The sequence below is a fragment of the Candidatus Moraniibacteriota bacterium genome (assembly GCA_016699795.1).
Classification (GTDB): Bacteria; Patescibacteriota; Minisyncoccia; order Moranbacterales.
This window is the reverse complement of the sequence record CP065011.1, coordinates 727,122-744,790: the sequence shown is the minus strand read 5'-3', so window position 1 is coordinate 744,790 and position 17,669 is coordinate 727,122. Positions and strand designations below refer to the sequence as shown.

Here is a 17,669-nt window from a genome sequence, read left to right as displayed (position 1 = left end):
TATACATATATTTATTATTTCCTTGGAGAAAAGAAAATGGTCCACCATCTTTTATAAAGAGGAATGTAATCCTTTTCTTTTCCATTTATTGTAATTTTTGGATCTTGTTTTTTTGGATCTTCTTCTAAGTTTTCAACAGCTCTTCCTTTTACAAGAACGACTTTTTCTTCAGGATGTTTCAAATTTAACTTTTCCTTAGCTTCACGCTCAGTAAATGAATCTGTTCCAAAATAGACAATCTTTTTTTCTAATTCTTCATTCTCTACAGAAAGCCTCTTCGCTTCACTTTCTAATCTAGCAATTTCTTCTTCTATAGTTTGGTTCTTTCGATATGCTTCATAACCCGATCGTCCCAAAAAGAATGCGCCTGAAAATGCTCCAATGATTACCAAAATAATTATAAAAAAAGAAACAAAACGCATATTTTTAATTATAATAAAAAGCTGGAGCAAGAAGAAATCCTACCATAGCAATAATAATCAAAACTGATGCAATGATCCAAAATATTTTTACTATCTTTCTCTTCATTTTTCGATTCATATTTTTAATCCTTAAAAGTTTTAATTCTCCACCTCTAAAACATATTTTTTCTTAGAGTTTTTACCCGCCTTACAATATCGAATGAATACTTTCTGAATTATAAACCATCTCTATCTTTTTTAAGCTTAAAAAATAGTACCATTTCTTTTTTTAAGTATATCATACATAAAAAAAGAAGTCTTTTTCTTATCGCTTTAAAACAGAAAGAAAAGCTTGAGGAGGAATGTATACCTTTCCCATTGATTGCATTTTTTTCTTTCCTTTCTTCTGCTTTTCCAACAACTTTCTTTTTCGAGTTATATCTCCACCATATAATTTTGCCGTAACATCTTTTCTATAAGGACGTATAGTTTCACGAGCAATCACCTTTCCTCCTACAGAAGCTTGCAATGGGATAACAAATGACTGTCTAGGAATAGTATCTCTTAATTTTTCTACCGTTCGTTTTCCTTCGGAAAAAACTTGTTCTTTGGGTATAACTCGAGAAAAAGCACTTATCATATCTCCTGCTACAAAAATATCCAATTTCACCAAATCACTTTCACGATATCCAATTGGCTCATAATTCATTGAAGCAAATCCCGATGAAATACTTTTAAGATCATCATGAAAATTCACAATAATTTCAGCCAGAGGTGTTTCGAATTCCATTACAACACGAGTTTCATCCAAATAGTGAGTATTTTTATAGGTGGACCTTGCCTTTGTTGATAATTCCATAACAGCCCCAACATATTCTTGTGGAGTTACTATTTCCAATTTCACATAAGGCTCAAATGTTTTTTCAATTTCGGAAGGATCTGGATATTCAAAAGCAGAAAAAATACTTTCAGAATTTTTCCAACCTTTACAAAGAACTTGATACACAACACTTGGAGTTGTTATGGTTGGCTCAAAAGCATATTCTCGATCCAAGCGTTCTCGAATAATTTCTAAATGAAGCATGCCCAGAAAACCACATCGAAAACCACGTCCTAGAGCAGGATTACTTTCTGGTTCAAAACTAAAGGCTGCGTCATTCAATTTTAATTTACCCAAAGATTCTCGCATAGCATTATAATCTTCCCCATCGTTAGGATAAAGACTAGCATATACCATGGGCTGAACAATTTGATAACCCTCCAGAGGAATAGTCTCTATTAGTTTTGAAGCGCTTGTTATGGTATCTCCCACTCGACACTGTTCGATACTTTTAAAACCCGTGGCTATATATCCAATCAATCCGGCTTCCAAAAATTCTTGCGGGAAAAGTTTTGGCGTAAAAATTCCCACTTCACCAGCTTCTGTATAAGCATCTGCCGCCATCATACGAATTTTTTCTCCAACACCAATTTTTCCATCTACAATTCGAACATAAGCAATTACCCCCTTATAATCATCATACTGGCTATCGAAAACCAAAGCCCGAAGAGGTTTTTCTCTTTCTCCTTTTGGAAAGGGCACTTCTTTTATGACGGCATCAAGAATTGCTTCAACACCAATTCCTGTTTTTCCTGAAGCGCATAAAATATCTTCTTCCGAACAACCCAAAAGATGCGATATCTCCCTTTTTGTTTTTTCTACTTGTGCATTCGGAAGATCAATTTTGTTTATTACAGGAATAATAGTAAGATCCTGCTCCATTGCAAAATACAGGTTAGACAAAGTCTGTGCTTGTATTCCTTTCGTAGCATCTACCAAAAGTATAGCTCCCTCGACAGCAGCAAGTGAACGAGAAACCTCGTATTGAAAATCAACATGGCCCGGCGTATCTATAAGGTTCAACGTATACAATAAACCATCTTTTTCGTATCTCATTCGTACAGGTTGGAGTTTGATAGTAATTCCACGTTCTCTCTCTAGATCCATTTGATCCAACATCTGCTCTTTCATTTTTCGATTTTCTACCGTTTTAGTCACTTCCAAAAATCGATCAGCTAGAGTTGATTTTCCATGATCAATATGTGCAATAATACAAAAATTTCTCGTTAATTCCGAAGTAGATATTTTTTCCATATACTCTCAAAGTAAGGAAAAACAAGAAAAAACGCAAGTTCGCAGAAAGAAATTATTATTCAGAAATTTCAACACTTTGAATAATCACTGGATTTACAGGTGTAGAAGCCTCTCCAAACATTCCCGCCTTTACTGGAGCGGACGCTATCGCATCAACAACATCCATTCCTGAAATTACTTTTCCAAAAATTACATAATTTTTAGGTAATGATACATCCACATGCATAATAAAGAATTGACTTCCATTCGTATTTGGTCCTGAATTAGCCATGGCAAGCGTTCCTTTTGTATATTCTTCTACAATAGACTCGTCCTTAAAGGAGTATCCTGGTCCCCCGGAGCCCGTCCCCGTTGGATCACCTCCTTGAATCATAAAATCTTTTATCACACGATGAAAAATAACGTTTTCATAAAATTTCTCCTTAGAAAGAAAGATAAAATTATTTACCGTTATCGGTGCTTGTTTGGCGTTAAGAGAAATTTTAATATCTCCCTGGCTCGTACGCAAAATTGCTGAGTATTCTTTATTTACATCAATTTGCATTTCAGGAGCACTCTTATATTGTTTCATATTTTCATTTACATTAGCTATTTCTTCTTGCGTATTATTTTGCGCATCTTTTTCAGAAGGCGTGGGAGATTCCTCGTTTGATTGCATTGTTTTCTTCAATTCATTTAAATCAATTTTTTTATAGTCCTCATTTTCTTGTGTTTTTTCAGGCAAGAGAGAACAGCCTGATAATGTCGCCACCACAATAATCAAAAATAGGAACGAACCAACCTTTTTAGTCATATTCTTTTTTACTTAGAAAATTACTGGTATAGTATATCATAAAGATATTTTTTTTTGCACACCCTATAATTCAAAAGATATTTCTCGTCTTTAAACTCTATTTCTATGTCCAAAAACGATTCTCCTATGGAAAGTCCTTTTCTTTTTTCTGAAGATACAAAAAAGAAAGTTTTTTTGAAAAAGAAAGCTTCCCCTTCCTTAACAACATCCTCACAACAATCCGAAAAAATACTCGAAAAAAAAATACCGGTCACTCTTTTTACAGGATATCTTGGTGCTGGAAAAACAACAGTCATCACCAATCTTATTAAAGAGATGCCCAAAAATTATTCTATCGCTTGGCTAAAAAATGAAATGGGAAATACCCAAGTAGATACAGAACTCGCTCAAGAATCCCGAACTGCGACCGTAAAGGAAATGCTTCAGGGTTGCATTTGTCATGTTATGATTGGTCAACTTTCTGAAGCACTCAAGGAACTCGCCAAAACCAATCCTGATCGCATAATTATAGAAACATCAGGATCAGCAACTCCAGCGCCTGTTGTTTGGGAAATACGAAAGAATCCCTCTCTTGTTATGGATGGCGTTATTACCGTAATCGATGCCAAAAATTTTCAAGGATATGTTCACAAAAGTCCCACACTCAAAATTCAGGCAAAATATACTGATCTTATACTTATCAATAAACATGAGGATCTCGATGAATTTACTCTAGAAAGAAATCTTGACGATCTTTATGAAATAAATCTTGACACTCCAAAAATAAAAACGGATCGAGGGCATATTCACCCTGAAATTATTTTTAGCCTCAATAGCAATCTCTTTACCACAGAAAAATCTGCAAAAGAAAGTGCTTCTGAAATAAATCAGGATCATCACGGATTTGAAGTTGATCTTATAGAAATTCGCCCTACTAAAATTTTTGATAGAGAAACGCTTCTTCCCATTCTTCTAAAAGAATTCCCTAAAGAAAAATTTTATCGCATAAAAGGTGTTGTAAAAGAAAAAGATTCTCCCCTTTTTATTAATTGTGCTTTCGGAGATTGTTCACTTACATCTCTGAAGAAAAATCACAGCATTCCCCGAATGATTTTTATGGGGGAAGATCTTTTTGATTTTAAAGATCTTATTATGCGTCATTTTGCTATTAAAGAAGATGAGATTCACTACACCCCAAAAAAATAATATTATTCTTTAATGTTTACTTTTTCTCGAACAATGTATAAGGGTCTTCCAGATACTTCCGTATGAATTCTAGCAATGTACAAAGCTATTAAACCCAAAGAAATAAGGATAATTCCAACAAGAAAGATAATACCTACGGTAAATATAGCAAGAGAAGTGAATAATCCTGGATCCCAAAACTTAGATAATAACATTATCGAAAGCAAAAGTCCACTCACCAATACAACGAAAATACCAAGATATCCAGCAAAACGAAGTGGAAAAAGAGAGAATGATGTGAAGCTATTCATAGCTAAATGAAAAAGTTTCCCGTAGGAATATCGAGCGTTTCCATTTACTCGTTCTGCGGCTACAAAATCTACTCGCACACGACGAAATCCCATCCAATCAATAAGTCCTCGAAACATCCGATCTCGTTCAGGAAGCTGTCGAAAGGTGTCTATCACCTTCTTATCCATAAGACGAAAATCTGTCGCACCTGATTCGGATTTCATATCCGATATTTTATTGAATAACCAATAAAAAAGAGAAGAAGATATTTTCTTAAAAAAACCCACACCGGAAGTTTCTTTACGGACTGTATAGACAACTTCAGCACCTTCTTCCCAAAGAGCTAAAAATTTCTGTATCAGCTCAGGTGGATGCTGGAGATCAGCATCCATAGTTATCACAGCATCCCCTTTTGCAATATGACACCCAGCACTGGTAGCGATTTCTTTACCAAAATTTCTTGAAAAATCAATTATTTTGATATAGTCATCTTTTTCTGCAATCTTCTTAAGTACTTCCAGACTTTTATCCGAGCTTCCGTCATTTACAAAAATGATCTCGTAAGAATACGACATTTTTTTAAAAACTTTTTCTATCGCCTTTTTTATAAGAGGTAAGTTTTTTTCTTCATTATAAGCAGGAATAACAAGGGATATCATTTTTTTCATACTAAAAATCTTTACTCTTATCGTTTTAAAAAATTCTTGCCTCTTAAAAAGAAAATTAAAGCGACACCAATAACTAAAACCTGAGCAAATCCTGAAATCATTACTATACTCAAAATATCATACCCAAAGAAAAATATACATGGGATCTCCAAAAGAGAAATAAAAAGTAACCATCGAACTACTCGAGTTTCTTTAATAGAAAGAAAATACTGAATAAAAAGATTCACAAATGTATAAAGAGCAGCCACGACGCCGAACCATATCAAATAATTTGCCGCATGAATATACGTATTTCCAAAGAAAACTTTCATAACAAACTCTGGAAAAAGAAAAAAGAAAATCAAAGAACCTGTACAAAAAATCCCTATAAGAAAAGCTGTATGAAAAAATATCTTTGATTGACCCTTATTTATTCCTAATGCTTTTTTATCATGCTCTTCCGATGACATCGAGAACATGACCGAAATAAGAATTCCAGAAACAAAGAAAATAATCCTCGAAACAATAAATAACGCTCCGTATGTCCCTACTACATTACTATCCAAATGATATTTAGCAGAAATCATGTCGATATTTCCCAACAAAGCAAGTGCTAAAGATGCAAAAAAAACTCTTATTGCGTATGGCTTTATGGAGGTTAATTCTTTTGCCGAGAAGCTTTCTTTCTCTTTATGCTGTTCTTTATTATTTTTTTGAATTTTTTGAAAAACCCACAAGGTGCATATATATCCAATCAAAGAAGATAAGAGAAAAGATCCGATAATTCCATTAACAGCAAAACCCATCCAAACAAAGAAAACACCAAGAATTAATTTAAAAAAACTCCCCACACTATTTATAATACCCACCCAAGAAAAACTTTGCCAACCCGATAATATTCCTATCGAAACAGAAGAAAAAAAAGAAAGAAACATCATAGCCCAAAGAAAAATTATAGCAATCTCATGCTCAACCTTCAAAAAACTTGCTACCCAGGGAGTCGATAAAAGAGAAATAGCAAACACCGGCAAACCATATCGAATAATCTTCCCATTCAGCCAATGAAAGATTTCTTTACTTAAACCAGGATCATTTTTTGCTTTAGCATTCGCTGCATAGCGACTTGCAATAAGTGCTATTGCTGAGCCAGGAACAGAAACAATAGCAAGTAAAGACACAATCATCTCCATTTCTCCATATACAGAAGGAGTTACCATCCTTCCTATAGCAAAATGAAAGATGTAATTAAAAAAATTCGTTGCCATAACACCAAGAAACAAGACAAAGCTATTTTTCAAAAACAAACTCGAACGCATTATTTCTAACCATTTTTTTACCATATGCTTAAGAAAGATAATATTTTCATTCTAGCATCTTTTTTAAAAATCGTAAGGAAAATAAAATAAATCTAAAAAATTCTCTTTATAAAGAAAATATTTCCTTAACTTTTATTCTTCTTTTTTATTTTTTTCATACCTTTCTATATTTTTCAAAAATTAAAATTAACCCCCTTTATCCATAAGTTATCATCTTAGTATTTTTAAAACAACACCATTAATCCTTATTTATACATAAAAAATGATCATTTTCTTTGCAAAAAACCTCCCAATTTCGATAATTATCCCTCTCTGTTTGACGCTTTTAAAAAGGGCAGGTACAATGAGCCCTGAAAAGGTCGAATATCAAGAAATATGCAAAATACCTTCAATGAAGGTCTCGAAATGCAATACGGAAAGGAGGTGGAAAAGAATGACAAAAGATAAAGAAATACGCGACGCTGAAACCGATGAATTGACTGGATCCAAGACAAAAGCTTGGTTCGAAGAGAATCTTCGACTCATCGTAAGTGTTTTTATTGTTCTCGCTATTGCTGGTGGAATTAATTCCTACTCCAAGCGTGGGCAAGAAAACAAGATAGCCATCAATGAACCTACTCAAGAGCAAATACTTCTCGAAGAAGACGCGTTTGATGAGGAAGAAATAACCGAATCTGAATCTTTGACAGAAGAACCTTCAACTGAAAAGGCTGAAACACCCAAGGAAGAAGTAAGTTCCGCGCAAACAGAAACTTCCCAAGAAATTGTTGCCGTTGAAGAAGTCAAGGAGCAAAAGGAAGAAGTAAAAATTCCCGAACAGCCCAAACAAGAAACACCCAGTCAAGAGACTTCGGGAGGTTTTCTTATAACAGCTCAGAGAGGCGATGGTTTGACTCATATGGCAAGAAAAGCGACAGCTGATTATTTGACTCAAAACCCAGATGCATCACTCACAGCTGAACATAAAATTTATATTGAAGATTATGTTCGAAAAGCAGTTGGTCATAAGGGAAAAGTTGCTGTAGGCACACAGGTTAATTTTTCTAAGGATTTAATTCGTCAGGCTATTGAAGCCTCGAAAGGGTTAACGGATATGCAAATTAAGAATCTCCATAAATATTCCGTTCTCGTTTCCTCTCCTTAATTTTCCTGTATAATGTTTGTTCTTTAGTGGATAAAACCTCCGTCAACTGACGGGGGTTTTATCTTTTTTCCGGTACATATACTCAGCTATTAAGCAACCGAAAAAAATAAAACTTATCATACAAATTGTCATTATTTTTCCTCGAGTCTGAAAAAAGAATGTTGAAAAAGAAAAAAATGTTGCAATACTTAAAAGAAAAAAACTTACATACTTTTTATTCCAACCCCATTCAAGCAATGTGTAATGAATATGATTTCTATCCGGCTTTGTTAAAGATTGTGAAGTGGTTATTCTCCAAAAAAGAACACGTAAAGCATCGAGAATTGGAAGGGCTAAAACAAGAAAAAGGGTTGCAATTTTTACTCCAGAAAAAAGTGACAGATATGCCAAAATAAAACCAGCCACAAAAATTCCCGCTGTTCCAGAAAAAAAATGAGCAGGATGTATATTGAATAGCCAAAGACCCAAAAAAGAACCACAAAGAATACATGCGAGAAGAAAGATAGGCGGTTGAAAAACTTCCGGACGAAGACTGACGGCAGCAATAGAAGCCCCGGAAATAACAATTATCCCTGGCGCAAGACCATCAATTCCATCAATCCAATTAAGAGAGTTTATAACCAATAAAAACCATAAAAAAGCAAAAATATATCCTAAAATCTCCCATCTCTCAACAAAAAATATACGCTCATCCAAAAAAAGAGAAGGGATACTTTCTATTCGAATCTTTGCAAAAAAAATGATAACAAAAATGATAACACTTTGCCAATAAAGTTGCCATTTCCAAGAAATAGACTTTAAGTCATCCCAAAAACCAAGAATGAGAAAAGCCAAAGATCCCCAAAAAAGCCACATAATGTCTATTGAAAGTACAAGGTAAGAATTTCCCAAAAGAGCTACCAAAAAAAATAAAATAGCGAAAAATCCTCCTAATCGAAAAAAGATTTTACTTCTAGATCTTCCTTTTTCTCTTCTATAGAAACGAGAAAATATTGATGTGTACAAGTATGCCCAAATAATCAAAGAAAAAAGAACAATTGACAAGCTCAGTGATGAAAAAAAAGTTAAAAAAAGAGGTATTTCTCGCATAGAAATATTTCAAATAAACAACGCTCGTCTATTGCATAGATATTGATTTTTTTCGAATCTTCTCAGTAACCCAAAAAGAGCCGAAATATTTTCCCAGTAATAAACGTGTTTGAGCATCTATAGCAGGAAGTGCTGCAAAAAACGGCCCCATAAAAGGAACTAATAGCCATTGAAAAACAAAAAAGGAATATCTCCATCGAGAATATTCTTTTGGTTTTGGTGGAAGAAGAAGAAAATTAAGAGATACAATAATCAAGAGACCAATCATCGCTATAGACATAAGTGTTCCTGAAATAAAAGGAAGATTATGTGCTAAAACGCTTTCTTTAAACTCTGCTCCACCAAACCAAAGTGGAAGCCAGCCCATAAATCCTAGGATAATAGGAGCAGTTGCCCAAAGAACATGCCCCTCTACAAGTTCCAGAGCAACAAGCCATTTTTTCCAAAAAGAAATATTTTTATTCGGTAAATTTGACCTCATTATTAATGCGAGATTCTCCATTCCATACGCCCAACGACGTAATTGTTTATATTGATTAACAAGAGTTTTTCCATATGTGTCTGCCAATGCTGCATCCATAGAAACAGGTAATGGAACAATTTTAGTTGTGTATTTACCATCAAAATAAGAATATCCTTTCCAATAAATAATTGAATCCTCACTAATCATATTCACAGGCCAAAAATTCAATTTCACGATAGTGTCAAAAGGTTCACTGTGAGATGAAAATGTCACCATTCGATCACGCGTACTCTTGAACATGTGCCAGAAAGTAGAATTAAAAACAACAATACGAACAATAGCATTTGTATCCCAAATATTATTATTATACATAGGCAATGGTTGGTATGCGTGACATAACCTATCTTTATCTGTTGTATAAAGAAAAGTAAGTGCTGAAAAATATTTCTTATGACAAACAGTATCACAATCAAAGTTAGAAAGAATAACTCTCTTATAATCAATATCTCTTTCATTCAAATAGAGGCATAATTCTTTAGCCGCATAGGTAGCATTTGATGCCTTGCATTTCATTTCTCCATCCTTAACTTTGTGCACCGTAACCAAAAAATCTCGAAAAACATTTTTGAATTTCTTACGAAGAATTCGAATTTTCTCTTCCCTTTTCTCCTTTTCTTCATTTTCCTCCGTTGCAAGGACGATAATAATTTGCTCATTAGGAAAATCACTCTCCTTTACAGCTCGTATAGCAGGCTCAATAATCTCAGCACCTTCGGTTGCCGTAGGAAATAAAACAATATGAACAATATCTTTGTGTTGTATAACTTCCTCTTGTTTATCAGAAAGAGGCTTTATCAAAGAAAATTCAAATTTTCTATCTTTTAAAATATTTCTTATTTTTCTAAATTCAGAAGAAAAAAAAGAATGCTTCTGAAGATTTTTTTTAATATCTTTCATCTCTCGCTCCCGCCGTTTAATGGATTCAACTATATTTTCTGTATCTTTTAAAAGACCATACCAATCGATACTAATCCCCCTTCGAAGTCTTTTATATGCAGCAATAGTATACAAAGAAATATAAAAGCTTTTATGTATCCACAAAAGATCGAAAGCAATAACGAAAACCGCAACCCAAATAGGTTGTAAAAAAGCCAATAATGGAAGTCCTAAGAGAATCATCCATGTTATTGCTCCAGGAAAAATTTCAAAAATTCTCTGTACAAATCTTTCATCGGGATCTTTCGTTTTAGGATCGGGAAATATAAAAACTTTTTCTTGTTCTGACATAATTTTCACATTTATTTACAAATTCACCAAAACAATAGCTATTACAGAAATAACAACAAATAATTGAACAAAAATATTACCCAAAAGAATTGTATGAGAAGTAAATCGATCCGTTTTACGAAAAAATAAAAAAGCAATAATGCAATTTAACAAGAAAAAAATGAAAGAAAATAATAAAATTCGATAGGATTCATACCAAGGAACTACATAACTAAGATCGGATCCTAAATAGATATTATAACGAAGAAAAATAGGAGCTTCTGATGGTTCTATAAATAAAATAAGAAGAATCCAAGAGATTCCATTTGCTATAAAAGCAAAAAGAACAGTCCATTGAACAAAATGGTTTCCCAGAAATTCTCTCAAACGAAGTGACGAGTCTAAAGATTCAGACATGATATCTTTTTATTTCTGTTGCAATAATTGTATGTTTCGAGAAAGGCCTGGCATTTTATTTACGATTTCTTCATGCTTTCCTTCGAAAAAATCCTTAAGAAAACGATCAAGCATTTCCATTCGATACTTAAATTCCTCTACATCCAGAAGAACATAACGAATCTCTTTTCCAACTTCCGCTTCAATAAATTCAATAGCTTGTTGAACCTTGGCACGACGAGAATCACTTACCACAACAAGAAGATCAACAATAGATTTAGGGTTATCCGTAAATAATCCACTTACTGCAGCATATCTCACCGCTGCTGATCTACGAAGACGTGAAAGATTTTTGCATTGTCCGAAAGTGTTTGAGGCAGAAATTAAATTATGCAATTGTGCGTTATAAGGAAAGTTTTCATTGAGAGAAAATACTTTTCGACGTTTTTTTATCTGCTCCCGAAGCATATCAATTTTTACCAATGACCGTATTGCTTTACGAGTTTCATCCAATTTCAGCTTATTTTTTTGAGCCAATTCTATTACCGATAAATTTGGGTTTTCATTGAAAAGAAAAAAACGAATAAGTCTCGCTTTTTCTTTTGATCCAAACAATTCATCAAAAATATCAATTGTCGTTGCCATATCATTCTTTTACCAATCATTACTTAATCAAATGTATTTATTTCAAGTATAGAAAAAATCCTTTCTCTTAGCAACTACCCATAAAAAGAAAAAAATGTTATACTTTAAAAACAGTATGGTAAAGAAAAAATGCGATTCGGGAAAATGCTTAACTTGCATGATTCCTCGTTTGCGACCCATCACTATTTCTCAGGAAAAACGAGAACCTTTTCTCGATGTTTTTCAATTTTCTCCCAATAATATAACTCAAAAACATTTAGGGACTATTTTTGGTATTTTCTCAATAGATCCTTCAAAGAAAGAGGCTCTCTATATAACAAATCATTTAGCTTCAGTTGTAAAAAAAGAATATTATTCAAAACCTCAACGTTCAGCTGAAGACAGTTTTGAATCAACTCTAAAAATAATTGATATTATTCTTGGAGAAACATTTCGCAAGGGTAATGTTTCTTGGCTAGAAAATCTTGATGGCGTGATTGTTGTTATTAGTAAGGATACTATTCATTTTTCTTCTTGTGGAAAAGGTCGTCTTTTCCTTTTTCGAGAAAACAAATTCCTTAATCTTACAGAATCCAATGAAGAAGAGAGTGCCCCCCATCCACTGAGAACATTTGAAGATATAGCTTCAGGAAAAATTCTTTCTCATGATATTTTTCTTCTCTGTGATCGTCAGCTTCTTAAGATTTTTTCTCCTGAACAACTCAAAAAAGAGATTTCACGTTCTCCAGATTATGATTCATTTTATACCCTTCTTTATACAGCCCTTGTAAATGAATGCGAACACGCTGGAGCCATACTTCTTGATATGATCCAAGATGACACACCATCGCCCATAGTTCATACAAAAACTTCTCATGATCTCATTTTGCCAAGAAATTTATTTGGTAGAGACACCTTAGATACGCAAAAAAATATATCCCTAAAAAAAGCTCTTTCTAAAGAAATTCTAAAAGACTCCCTGTTAGAAGAAAATGAAAACAAAGAGGAAGAAATCTCTACACAGATAGAAAATTTACCCGAAGAGAAAAGTAAAGGAAGAAATATTCACATAAAAGAATCTCTTGATTCACAAACACATTCAGGTTCAGATCCTCATATAGAAGCACTGAAAGAACGAGCGCTCCTTACTTTGGAAACAATCGAGTCTCTTTTAACAAACGCAACAAAAAAAATTCAAAAAATTCTTCAAAAGAAGGCTCAGTCTTTCACTTCTAAAAAAAAAGATAAAAAATCTAAAAAGAGAGATTTTTCTAACGTAAAAAAAAAGATAAAAGATTTTTTTTTAACAAATAAAAAAACTTTTTCCAAAAAAAACATTACCCTTCTCTTGACCTCAACAAGAAATCTCTTGGAGAAAATAAAAATAAGAAAAAATATTCTCTTGTTTTTAAAAGAGAAATTATTCTTTTTGAAAAACAAGAAGGATACGATTCATTCACCATTAGAAATTTCTTCAAAATCAACGTTTCTTCCAAGTTTTTATAAAATAAAACATCTTTTTTTCTCTTTAAACAAACGCCAAAAAATTTACGCTCTTTTTCTTCTTTTAATAATGATTCTTATCCCCTTCTTTCTCCCTAAAATAATACCCGACAAAAAAGAAAATATATCTTCTGAATTTGATGAAGCAGCTCTTGTTTTAAACCAAAAAGAGTCTCCTGATACTTGGACAGAACAATGGGAAAAAGAAAAAAATGTTATTTTTCAAAAAGAAGATGCTATAGAAACAATTTCAGGAATTCCTCCGAGTATTTTAAATAAAACATTACAAGTAACGTATTGGGACAATCGGATTCTCGCTGTCACCTCTGATGCCGTTGTCATTCTCAACCTTTTAAATAATTCCATGGAATCTTACCCTCCTCCCAATGGAAATGAAATATTTACACTTGCAACTTTTATGGAAGATCTTAATCTTCTTTTTATTCTTACTAAAAATAATGATTTGTATGAATTTAGTCCTGCAAAACAATCTTATACAAAAAACAAAATACCACTTCCATCAGGAACAAGTCCTCATCTATTAGAGTCCTACCTTACTTATCTGTACATCTTTGATACTAAGACCAAAAATATTCTTCGTTTTCCTCGTATAGCAGGAGGTTTTGATAAATCCACAACTTGGTTCAAATCTACACCTATACAAGAAAATCCCTTCAAGTGGAATGTGGAAGAAAGTATCTATTTTATAACCCATAAAGAAACTATTGAATCTTACTTTCAAGGAAAGAAAACCAATTTTTCTTTAGAATCATCTTCAGCCCCCACCCCTCATCCAAAAGATATTGCTATAACAAAGAATAATTTTCTCATTCTTGATTCTGAAAATGGTCGTTTTGTTCTCACAAAAAAAGATACCGGAGAAATACAATCTCAGCTTATGAGTAAATCTTTTTTTCAAACAAAGCGAATACTCGCAGTCCAAGAAAATACCATTTATACAGAAAATACTTCAGGAGATATACTAAAAATAGTTCTCCCTTAACTGAATTCTTGTAAAAATAAAATTACATAACAATACGATTTCGTATTTCTTCTTCGATTATCTTAGCGTCTCTCCCATATCGAAGGCGAGAATATTGTTTTATTAAAGAAACTTGATCTATATTTCCCTGAGTTGAAGGGTATGTTTTTATATTAAAAGGCTTCGTTGATTCATTATTAAGCAGAAGACGAACAAAACAACTATAATTATCCACATTAAGAAGATCGCTTGCTGAGAATATGGGAGCAAACTGTTTTTCTAAAAATTCTGCATCTTCCGGACCAACTCGAAATGCTGCCATTGAACCCACATTACCAAAAACTGCCTTAGAAATGCCCTCGCTAAGCTGTCCTATAAATTGATGAGCGATGGTCAAGCTTAATCGATATTTTCTTGCCTCTGAAAGAATTTGCGATATAGAATCTGTTGTAACATTTTGAAACTCGTCGATGTATAAATAAAAATCCTTTCGTTCGTTTTCAGATATATCAACACGAGAAAGTGAAGCCATGAGAATTTTCCCAACAATAATCATTCCTAAAAGATAACTATTAATTTCTCCAATTCTTCCTTTTGATAGGTTAATAAGAAGTATCTTCTCTTCATCCATGCATTTTCGAAAATCAATAGTGGAACGTTGCTGTGAAATGATAGGGCGCATCATGTCGTTAGAAATAAATTGTGTCAATTTTGAAGTTATATAAGGAACAACATTAGCTAAAGCTGCATCTCCACCAGCCTTTTCTGCTTCCTTTATCCAGAAGTTCTTTACAATAGGATTGTTACATTTTGAAAGCTTCATGCGACGAAATTGCTCGTCAGACAAAACGCGTGGAATTTCCAAAAGTGTCGATCCTGATTCAGTATCCTCCATAATGAGAAGCATGGCGTTTCTCATATACTGCTCAAACATTGGACCTCCTGTTTGACGTAGGTCGTACAATTTATCAAAAATATTAATCATCTCATTTATAACAAATGTCTTCTGTTCAGGTTTATCATATTCGAGCATATTAAGACCGAAAGGTCTCCCTGTATCAGCAGGATCAAAATGTATAACATCTTCAATTCTCTCCTTAGGAACAGCAGAAAGAATTTCTTCTATAGCATCTCCATGAGGATCGATATAGCAAACGCCTCGGCCCTCTCGAACGTCTTGTTTAATAAGCTCCGTAAGAAAAACAGATTTTCCAACACCAGTTTGACCTATGACATAAAGATGTCTCCTTCGGTCAGCCTGAGAAAGCCTCACATCCGTTATGACATTCCTATAATCATTATGTCCTAATAAAATTCCCTCTCGAGGAATAAGTGTGGGTGGAGGTGCGCTTCCAGCCTTAAGCCATTTTATTTTCGGGGTTTTCGTAGATGATATGGGGAAATGGTAAATACTAGCAATCTCTTCAACTCCAAGAAGCATAGCTCCCCGCCGATTAAAAAATCTCATTATGTATTGAAAACCAATTTTTTTTGTTTCAGATCGTTCTTTTATGCGAAAAAAGTTAATATCCGATCTTTCAAATTGAGAGAAAGCATTTTCCATCTGAGAAAGAATTTGTGTCGCTCTTTCTTGTGTATCCCCAGAAGAAAGAATTCGTATATTCGTATAAAAAGCAGGTTTCCTTGTTTTTTGTTCGATAGCTTTTACAAGATCCTGCTCTTCAGGAGTGAGTTGTATATATTTATCATCTTTTTGAGATTCGATCTTTTTTCCCAAAAAAGCACTCAGAAATACTGAGCCTAATCCATCTCCTAATTTTGCAAGGAAAGATTGTTTTCTTGCATCTTTTAATCGTTTTCCTTGTTGCATTTCATGAGCGATACTTCGTCCTTCATTTCGCCAAGAACCTCCAGCTGGATATAAAATTAATTGCAAAGCAGCTCCTTCCGTCTCAGTCTGAAGTTTGCTCATAGCATTAGTTATCTCATTAAGAGGATCCGTGTTCATTTCTTGATATGTAAGTACGGGCAATGCTGAGGTTGATTTTAGTGCCAACGTTGCTGTGGCAACAAAACTCTTTGGTCGAAAAATAGTATAATCTTCTATAGATTCAATAGATGCGTGAGGAAAAAAGCTATGCACTTGTTTTTCGATATCCTCTCTATATTTTCGAGGAAAAGATAGATAAAAGAATATCTCTTCACTATCAGAGGGATTGGCGATTTCTAACGATATTATAAAAGGTATAGACGATCCAAGAAAAGCTCTCTTCGAACGCATGTTAGCGAAAGAAGAAAAAAGTTGTTCCATAGCACCTATTTCTTCTCTCCATTTTTCAGGACCCACTTCTCGTTCATCCGATCTCTTTACATCATTTAAAACCATCCGGACTAATTCCGTACTAAATTGCAAAGACATCTCAATTTTTTTCTTGAGACCAAATAGTCCTGACAACATAATATAAGCACCGCTTCCCAAAGCAAAAAGACCTAACGCTATAGAAATAAAAAGGAAAATAATATTAACAGTTTCTTGTTGCATTTTTTTTCATTTGTTTTTGTCTTAAACACCTCTTTCGAAACCACTCTCAGCCTCTATTCTACCATCATTCTTCGTGTATCAAACCTTTTTTCTTTAGCTCTTCATACAAAGAGCCAGACAGAGTATCGTGCAATGTATCAATAGTATAAAGATCATCAAATTTTAATGCTATTTCAAAAGCCTGCGTAATACCTTGCTCTTCTGCTACAGCGATAAGTTTTGTTATTCGTGTAGCAATATCCGTTTCCAATAATTCATCTACATGCGCATTTTCTTTTGCATGAACTTGTTCAGAAGCATTCATTTGATCACTTATTTGCATTTTTGTTTTCTCCAAAAACTTTTCAAAAGACGCTTCTTTTAAAGAAGGATTTTCCGATTCAACAAGCGTTTCTGCTGCGGGTAGTATCTCTTTTTCTTCTTCATTTTCTTTTTTTTCCAAAACAGACTCATTTTTTATTTTCAAATCATCTTCTATCGGTTCTAAATTATAAGGTGTTACTGCCATATGATTATTCTATTTCTCATTAAAAAACAACTCTCATCTATTTTTCACTATACACCAAAATAAGTAATATTTCTAGAAAAATTATTCTTCAAGGTTTTTCATTTCCTCTGAAATATTTTCACCCGCATCTTTCTTTAGATCTTCCATGAGATCTTTTGTTACAGTAGCTACAACCATTTCATAATCAGGAATAGCATTTTTCAAAAAATTTTCAACCTCTTCAGGAGAGACTTCTTTGGAAAGTAATTCTTCGTATTCATCTTGCTGCTCCTTTGACAGACGATCTATCGTCGCCAAGAAAATCTCTTTTAAAAGAAGTTCTCCGATCCCTGAGAGTATTTCTTCTTGTTTTTCTTGAGGTATATTTTCTACACCGAGATCTCGAAGAATATCTTTTTTTGTTTCTTCCTCCAAAGGAAAAGTCATGATTTCATTCATAAAAAAT

At 33.5% G+C, this 17,669-nt stretch carries 15 protein-coding genes; 3 read left to right on the top strand and 12 right to left on the bottom strand.

The annotated features are described in order from the left end of the window. Positions 1 to 14: 14 nt before the first annotated feature. The 3 genes from IPN70_03550 to IPN70_03540 all read right to left on the bottom strand — a co-directional run bounded on the left by IPN70_03550 (position 15) and on the right by IPN70_03540 (position 3,079). Positions 15 to 422 (bottom strand): septum formation initiator family protein, encoded by a 408-nt coding sequence (locus tag IPN70_03550; GenBank protein QQS60939.1) that lies wholly within the window; start codon positions 420 to 422, stop codon positions 15 to 17. Between the two features lie 304 nt (positions 423 to 726). Continuing rightward, positions 727 to 2,535: an elongation factor 4 gene (lepA, locus tag IPN70_03545; protein ID QQS60938.1), complete on the bottom strand. Its 1,809-nt coding sequence runs from the start codon at positions 2,533 to 2,535 to the stop codon at positions 727 to 729. A gap of 55 nt (positions 2,536 to 2,590) precedes the next feature. Continuing rightward, positions 2,591 to 3,079: a peptidylprolyl isomerase gene (locus IPN70_03540; GenBank protein ID QQS61853.1), complete on the bottom strand. Its 489-nt coding sequence runs from the start codon at positions 3,077 to 3,079 to the stop codon at positions 2,591 to 2,593. A 354-nt stretch (positions 3,080 to 3,433) separates the two neighbouring features. Between IPN70_03540 and IPN70_03535 the strand changes: the two genes are divergently transcribed. Further along, positions 3,434 to 4,513 (top strand): hypothetical protein, encoded by a 1,080-nt coding sequence (locus IPN70_03535; GenBank protein ID QQS60937.1) that lies wholly within the window; start codon positions 3,434 to 3,436, stop codon positions 4,511 to 4,513. A gap of 2 nt (positions 4,514 to 4,515) precedes the next feature. On the opposite strand, the gene IPN70_03530 is transcribed toward IPN70_03535, so the two are convergent. Both IPN70_03530 and IPN70_03525 read right to left on the bottom strand, forming a co-directional pair. After that, positions 4,516 to 5,451 carry a glycosyltransferase family 2 protein gene (locus tag IPN70_03530; protein ID QQS60936.1) on the bottom strand — a complete coding sequence of 312 codons (936 nt, stop codon included), beginning with the start codon at positions 5,449 to 5,451 and terminating at the stop codon, positions 4,516 to 4,518. A 17-nt stretch (positions 5,452 to 5,468) separates the two neighbouring features. Further along, on the bottom strand, positions 5,469 to 6,770 hold the full coding sequence (locus tag IPN70_03525; GenBank protein QQS60935.1) for an oligosaccharide flippase family protein: 1,302 nt from the start codon (positions 6,768 to 6,770) through the stop codon (positions 5,469 to 5,471). Positions 6,771 to 7,179: 409 nt separating this feature from the next. Between IPN70_03525 and IPN70_03520 the strand changes: the two genes are divergently transcribed. After that, the gene (locus IPN70_03520) at positions 7,180 to 7,890 is read left to right on the top strand and encodes a hypothetical protein (protein ID QQS60934.1); all 711 of its coding nucleotides are present in this window, start codon (positions 7,180 to 7,182) and stop codon (positions 7,888 to 7,890) included. Positions 7,891 to 7,932: 42 nt separating this feature from the next. Here IPN70_03520 and IPN70_03515 read toward each other — a convergent pair whose 3' ends face one another. From IPN70_03515 to IPN70_03500, 4 genes are read right to left on the bottom strand one after another with little or no spacing between them, the layout of a single operon-like run. Continuing rightward, complete coding sequence (locus IPN70_03515; protein QQS60933.1) at positions 7,933 to 8,979, bottom strand: hypothetical protein; 1,047 nt, start codon at positions 8,977 to 8,979, stop codon at positions 7,933 to 7,935. 28 nt (positions 8,980 to 9,007) lie between these two features. After that, complete coding sequence (locus tag IPN70_03510; protein ID QQS60932.1) at positions 9,008 to 10,729, bottom strand: glycosyltransferase family 2 protein; 1,722 nt, start codon at positions 10,727 to 10,729, stop codon at positions 9,008 to 9,010. Positions 10,730 to 10,744: 15 nt separating this feature from the next. Beyond that, positions 10,745 to 11,125, bottom strand: coding sequence for a hypothetical protein (locus IPN70_03505; protein ID QQS60931.1), 381 nt, complete (start codon positions 11,123 to 11,125; stop codon positions 10,745 to 10,747). Positions 11,126 to 11,134: 9 nt separating this feature from the next. Next, positions 11,135 to 11,749, bottom strand: coding sequence for a hypothetical protein (locus IPN70_03500; GenBank protein ID QQS60930.1), 615 nt, complete (start codon positions 11,747 to 11,749; stop codon positions 11,135 to 11,137). A 115-nt stretch (positions 11,750 to 11,864) separates the two neighbouring features. Between IPN70_03500 and IPN70_03495 the strand changes: the two genes are divergently transcribed. Further along, positions 11,865 to 14,234 (top strand): protein phosphatase 2C family protein, encoded by a 2,370-nt coding sequence (locus IPN70_03495; GenBank protein ID QQS60929.1) that lies wholly within the window; start codon positions 11,865 to 11,867, stop codon positions 14,232 to 14,234. Between the two features lie 22 nt (positions 14,235 to 14,256). Here IPN70_03495 and IPN70_03490 read toward each other — a convergent pair whose 3' ends face one another. The 3 genes from IPN70_03490 to IPN70_03480 form a co-directional block, all read right to left on the bottom strand. After that, positions 14,257 to 16,716, bottom strand: a complete 2,460-nt coding sequence (locus IPN70_03490) for a type IV secretion system DNA-binding domain-containing protein (protein QQS60928.1) — start codon at positions 16,714 to 16,716, stop codon at positions 14,257 to 14,259. A gap of 64 nt (positions 16,717 to 16,780) precedes the next feature. Then, positions 16,781 to 17,224, bottom strand: a complete 444-nt coding sequence (locus IPN70_03485) for a hypothetical protein (protein ID QQS60927.1) — start codon at positions 17,222 to 17,224, stop codon at positions 16,781 to 16,783. Between the two features lie 81 nt (positions 17,225 to 17,305). After that, the gene (locus IPN70_03480) at positions 17,306 to 17,662 is read right to left on the bottom strand and encodes a hypothetical protein (GenBank protein ID QQS60926.1); all 357 of its coding nucleotides are present in this window, start codon (positions 17,660 to 17,662) and stop codon (positions 17,306 to 17,308) included. Positions 17,663 to 17,669 lie beyond the last annotated feature (7 nt).

What these genes read in the sequence shown, in the direction of transcription:
- IPN70_03550 (QQS60939.1), bottom strand. Translation starts at nt 422, where the DNA reads ATGCGTTTTGTTTCTTTTTTTATAATTATTTTGGTAATCATTGGAGCA.
- lepA (QQS60938.1), bottom strand. Translation starts at nt 2,535, where the DNA reads ATGGAAAAAATATCTACTTCGGAATTAACGAGAAATTTTTGTATTATT.
- IPN70_03540 (QQS61853.1), bottom strand. Translation starts at nt 3,079, where the DNA reads ATGCAAATTGATGTAAATAAAGAATACTCAGCAATTTTGCGTACGAGC.
- IPN70_03535 (QQS60937.1), top strand. Translation starts at nt 3,434, where the DNA reads ATGTCCAAAAACGATTCTCCTATGGAAAGTCCTTTTCTTTTTTCTGAA.
- IPN70_03530 (QQS60936.1), bottom strand. Translation starts at nt 5,451, where the DNA reads ATGAAAAAAATGATATCCCTTGTTATTCCTGCTTATAATGAAGAAAAA.
- IPN70_03525 (QQS60935.1), bottom strand. Translation starts at nt 6,770, where the DNA reads ATGGTAAAAAAATGGTTAGAAATAATGCGTTCGAGTTTGTTTTTGAAA.
- IPN70_03520 (QQS60934.1), top strand. Translation starts at nt 7,180, where the DNA reads ATGACAAAAGATAAAGAAATACGCGACGCTGAAACCGATGAATTGACT.
- IPN70_03515 (QQS60933.1), bottom strand. Translation starts at nt 8,979, where the DNA reads ATGCGAGAAATACCTCTTTTTTTAACTTTTTTTTCATCACTGAGCTTG.
- IPN70_03510 (QQS60932.1), bottom strand. Translation starts at nt 10,729, where the DNA reads ATGTCAGAACAAGAAAAAGTTTTTATATTTCCCGATCCTAAAACGAAA.
- IPN70_03505 (QQS60931.1), bottom strand. Translation starts at nt 11,125, where the DNA reads ATGTCTGAATCTTTAGACTCGTCACTTCGTTTGAGAGAATTTCTGGGA.
- IPN70_03500 (QQS60930.1), bottom strand. Translation starts at nt 11,749, where the DNA reads ATGGCAACGACAATTGATATTTTTGATGAATTGTTTGGATCAAAAGAA.
- IPN70_03495 (QQS60929.1), top strand. Translation starts at nt 11,865, where the DNA reads ATGGTAAAGAAAAAATGCGATTCGGGAAAATGCTTAACTTGCATGATT.
- IPN70_03490 (QQS60928.1), bottom strand. Translation starts at nt 16,716, where the DNA reads ATGCAACAAGAAACTGTTAATATTATTTTCCTTTTTATTTCTATAGCG.
- IPN70_03485 (QQS60927.1), bottom strand. Translation starts at nt 17,224, where the DNA reads ATGGCAGTAACACCTTATAATTTAGAACCGATAGAAGATGATTTGAAA.
- IPN70_03480 (QQS60926.1), bottom strand. Translation starts at nt 17,662, where the DNA reads ATGAATGAAATCATGACTTTTCCTTTGGAGGAAGAAACAAAAAAAGAT.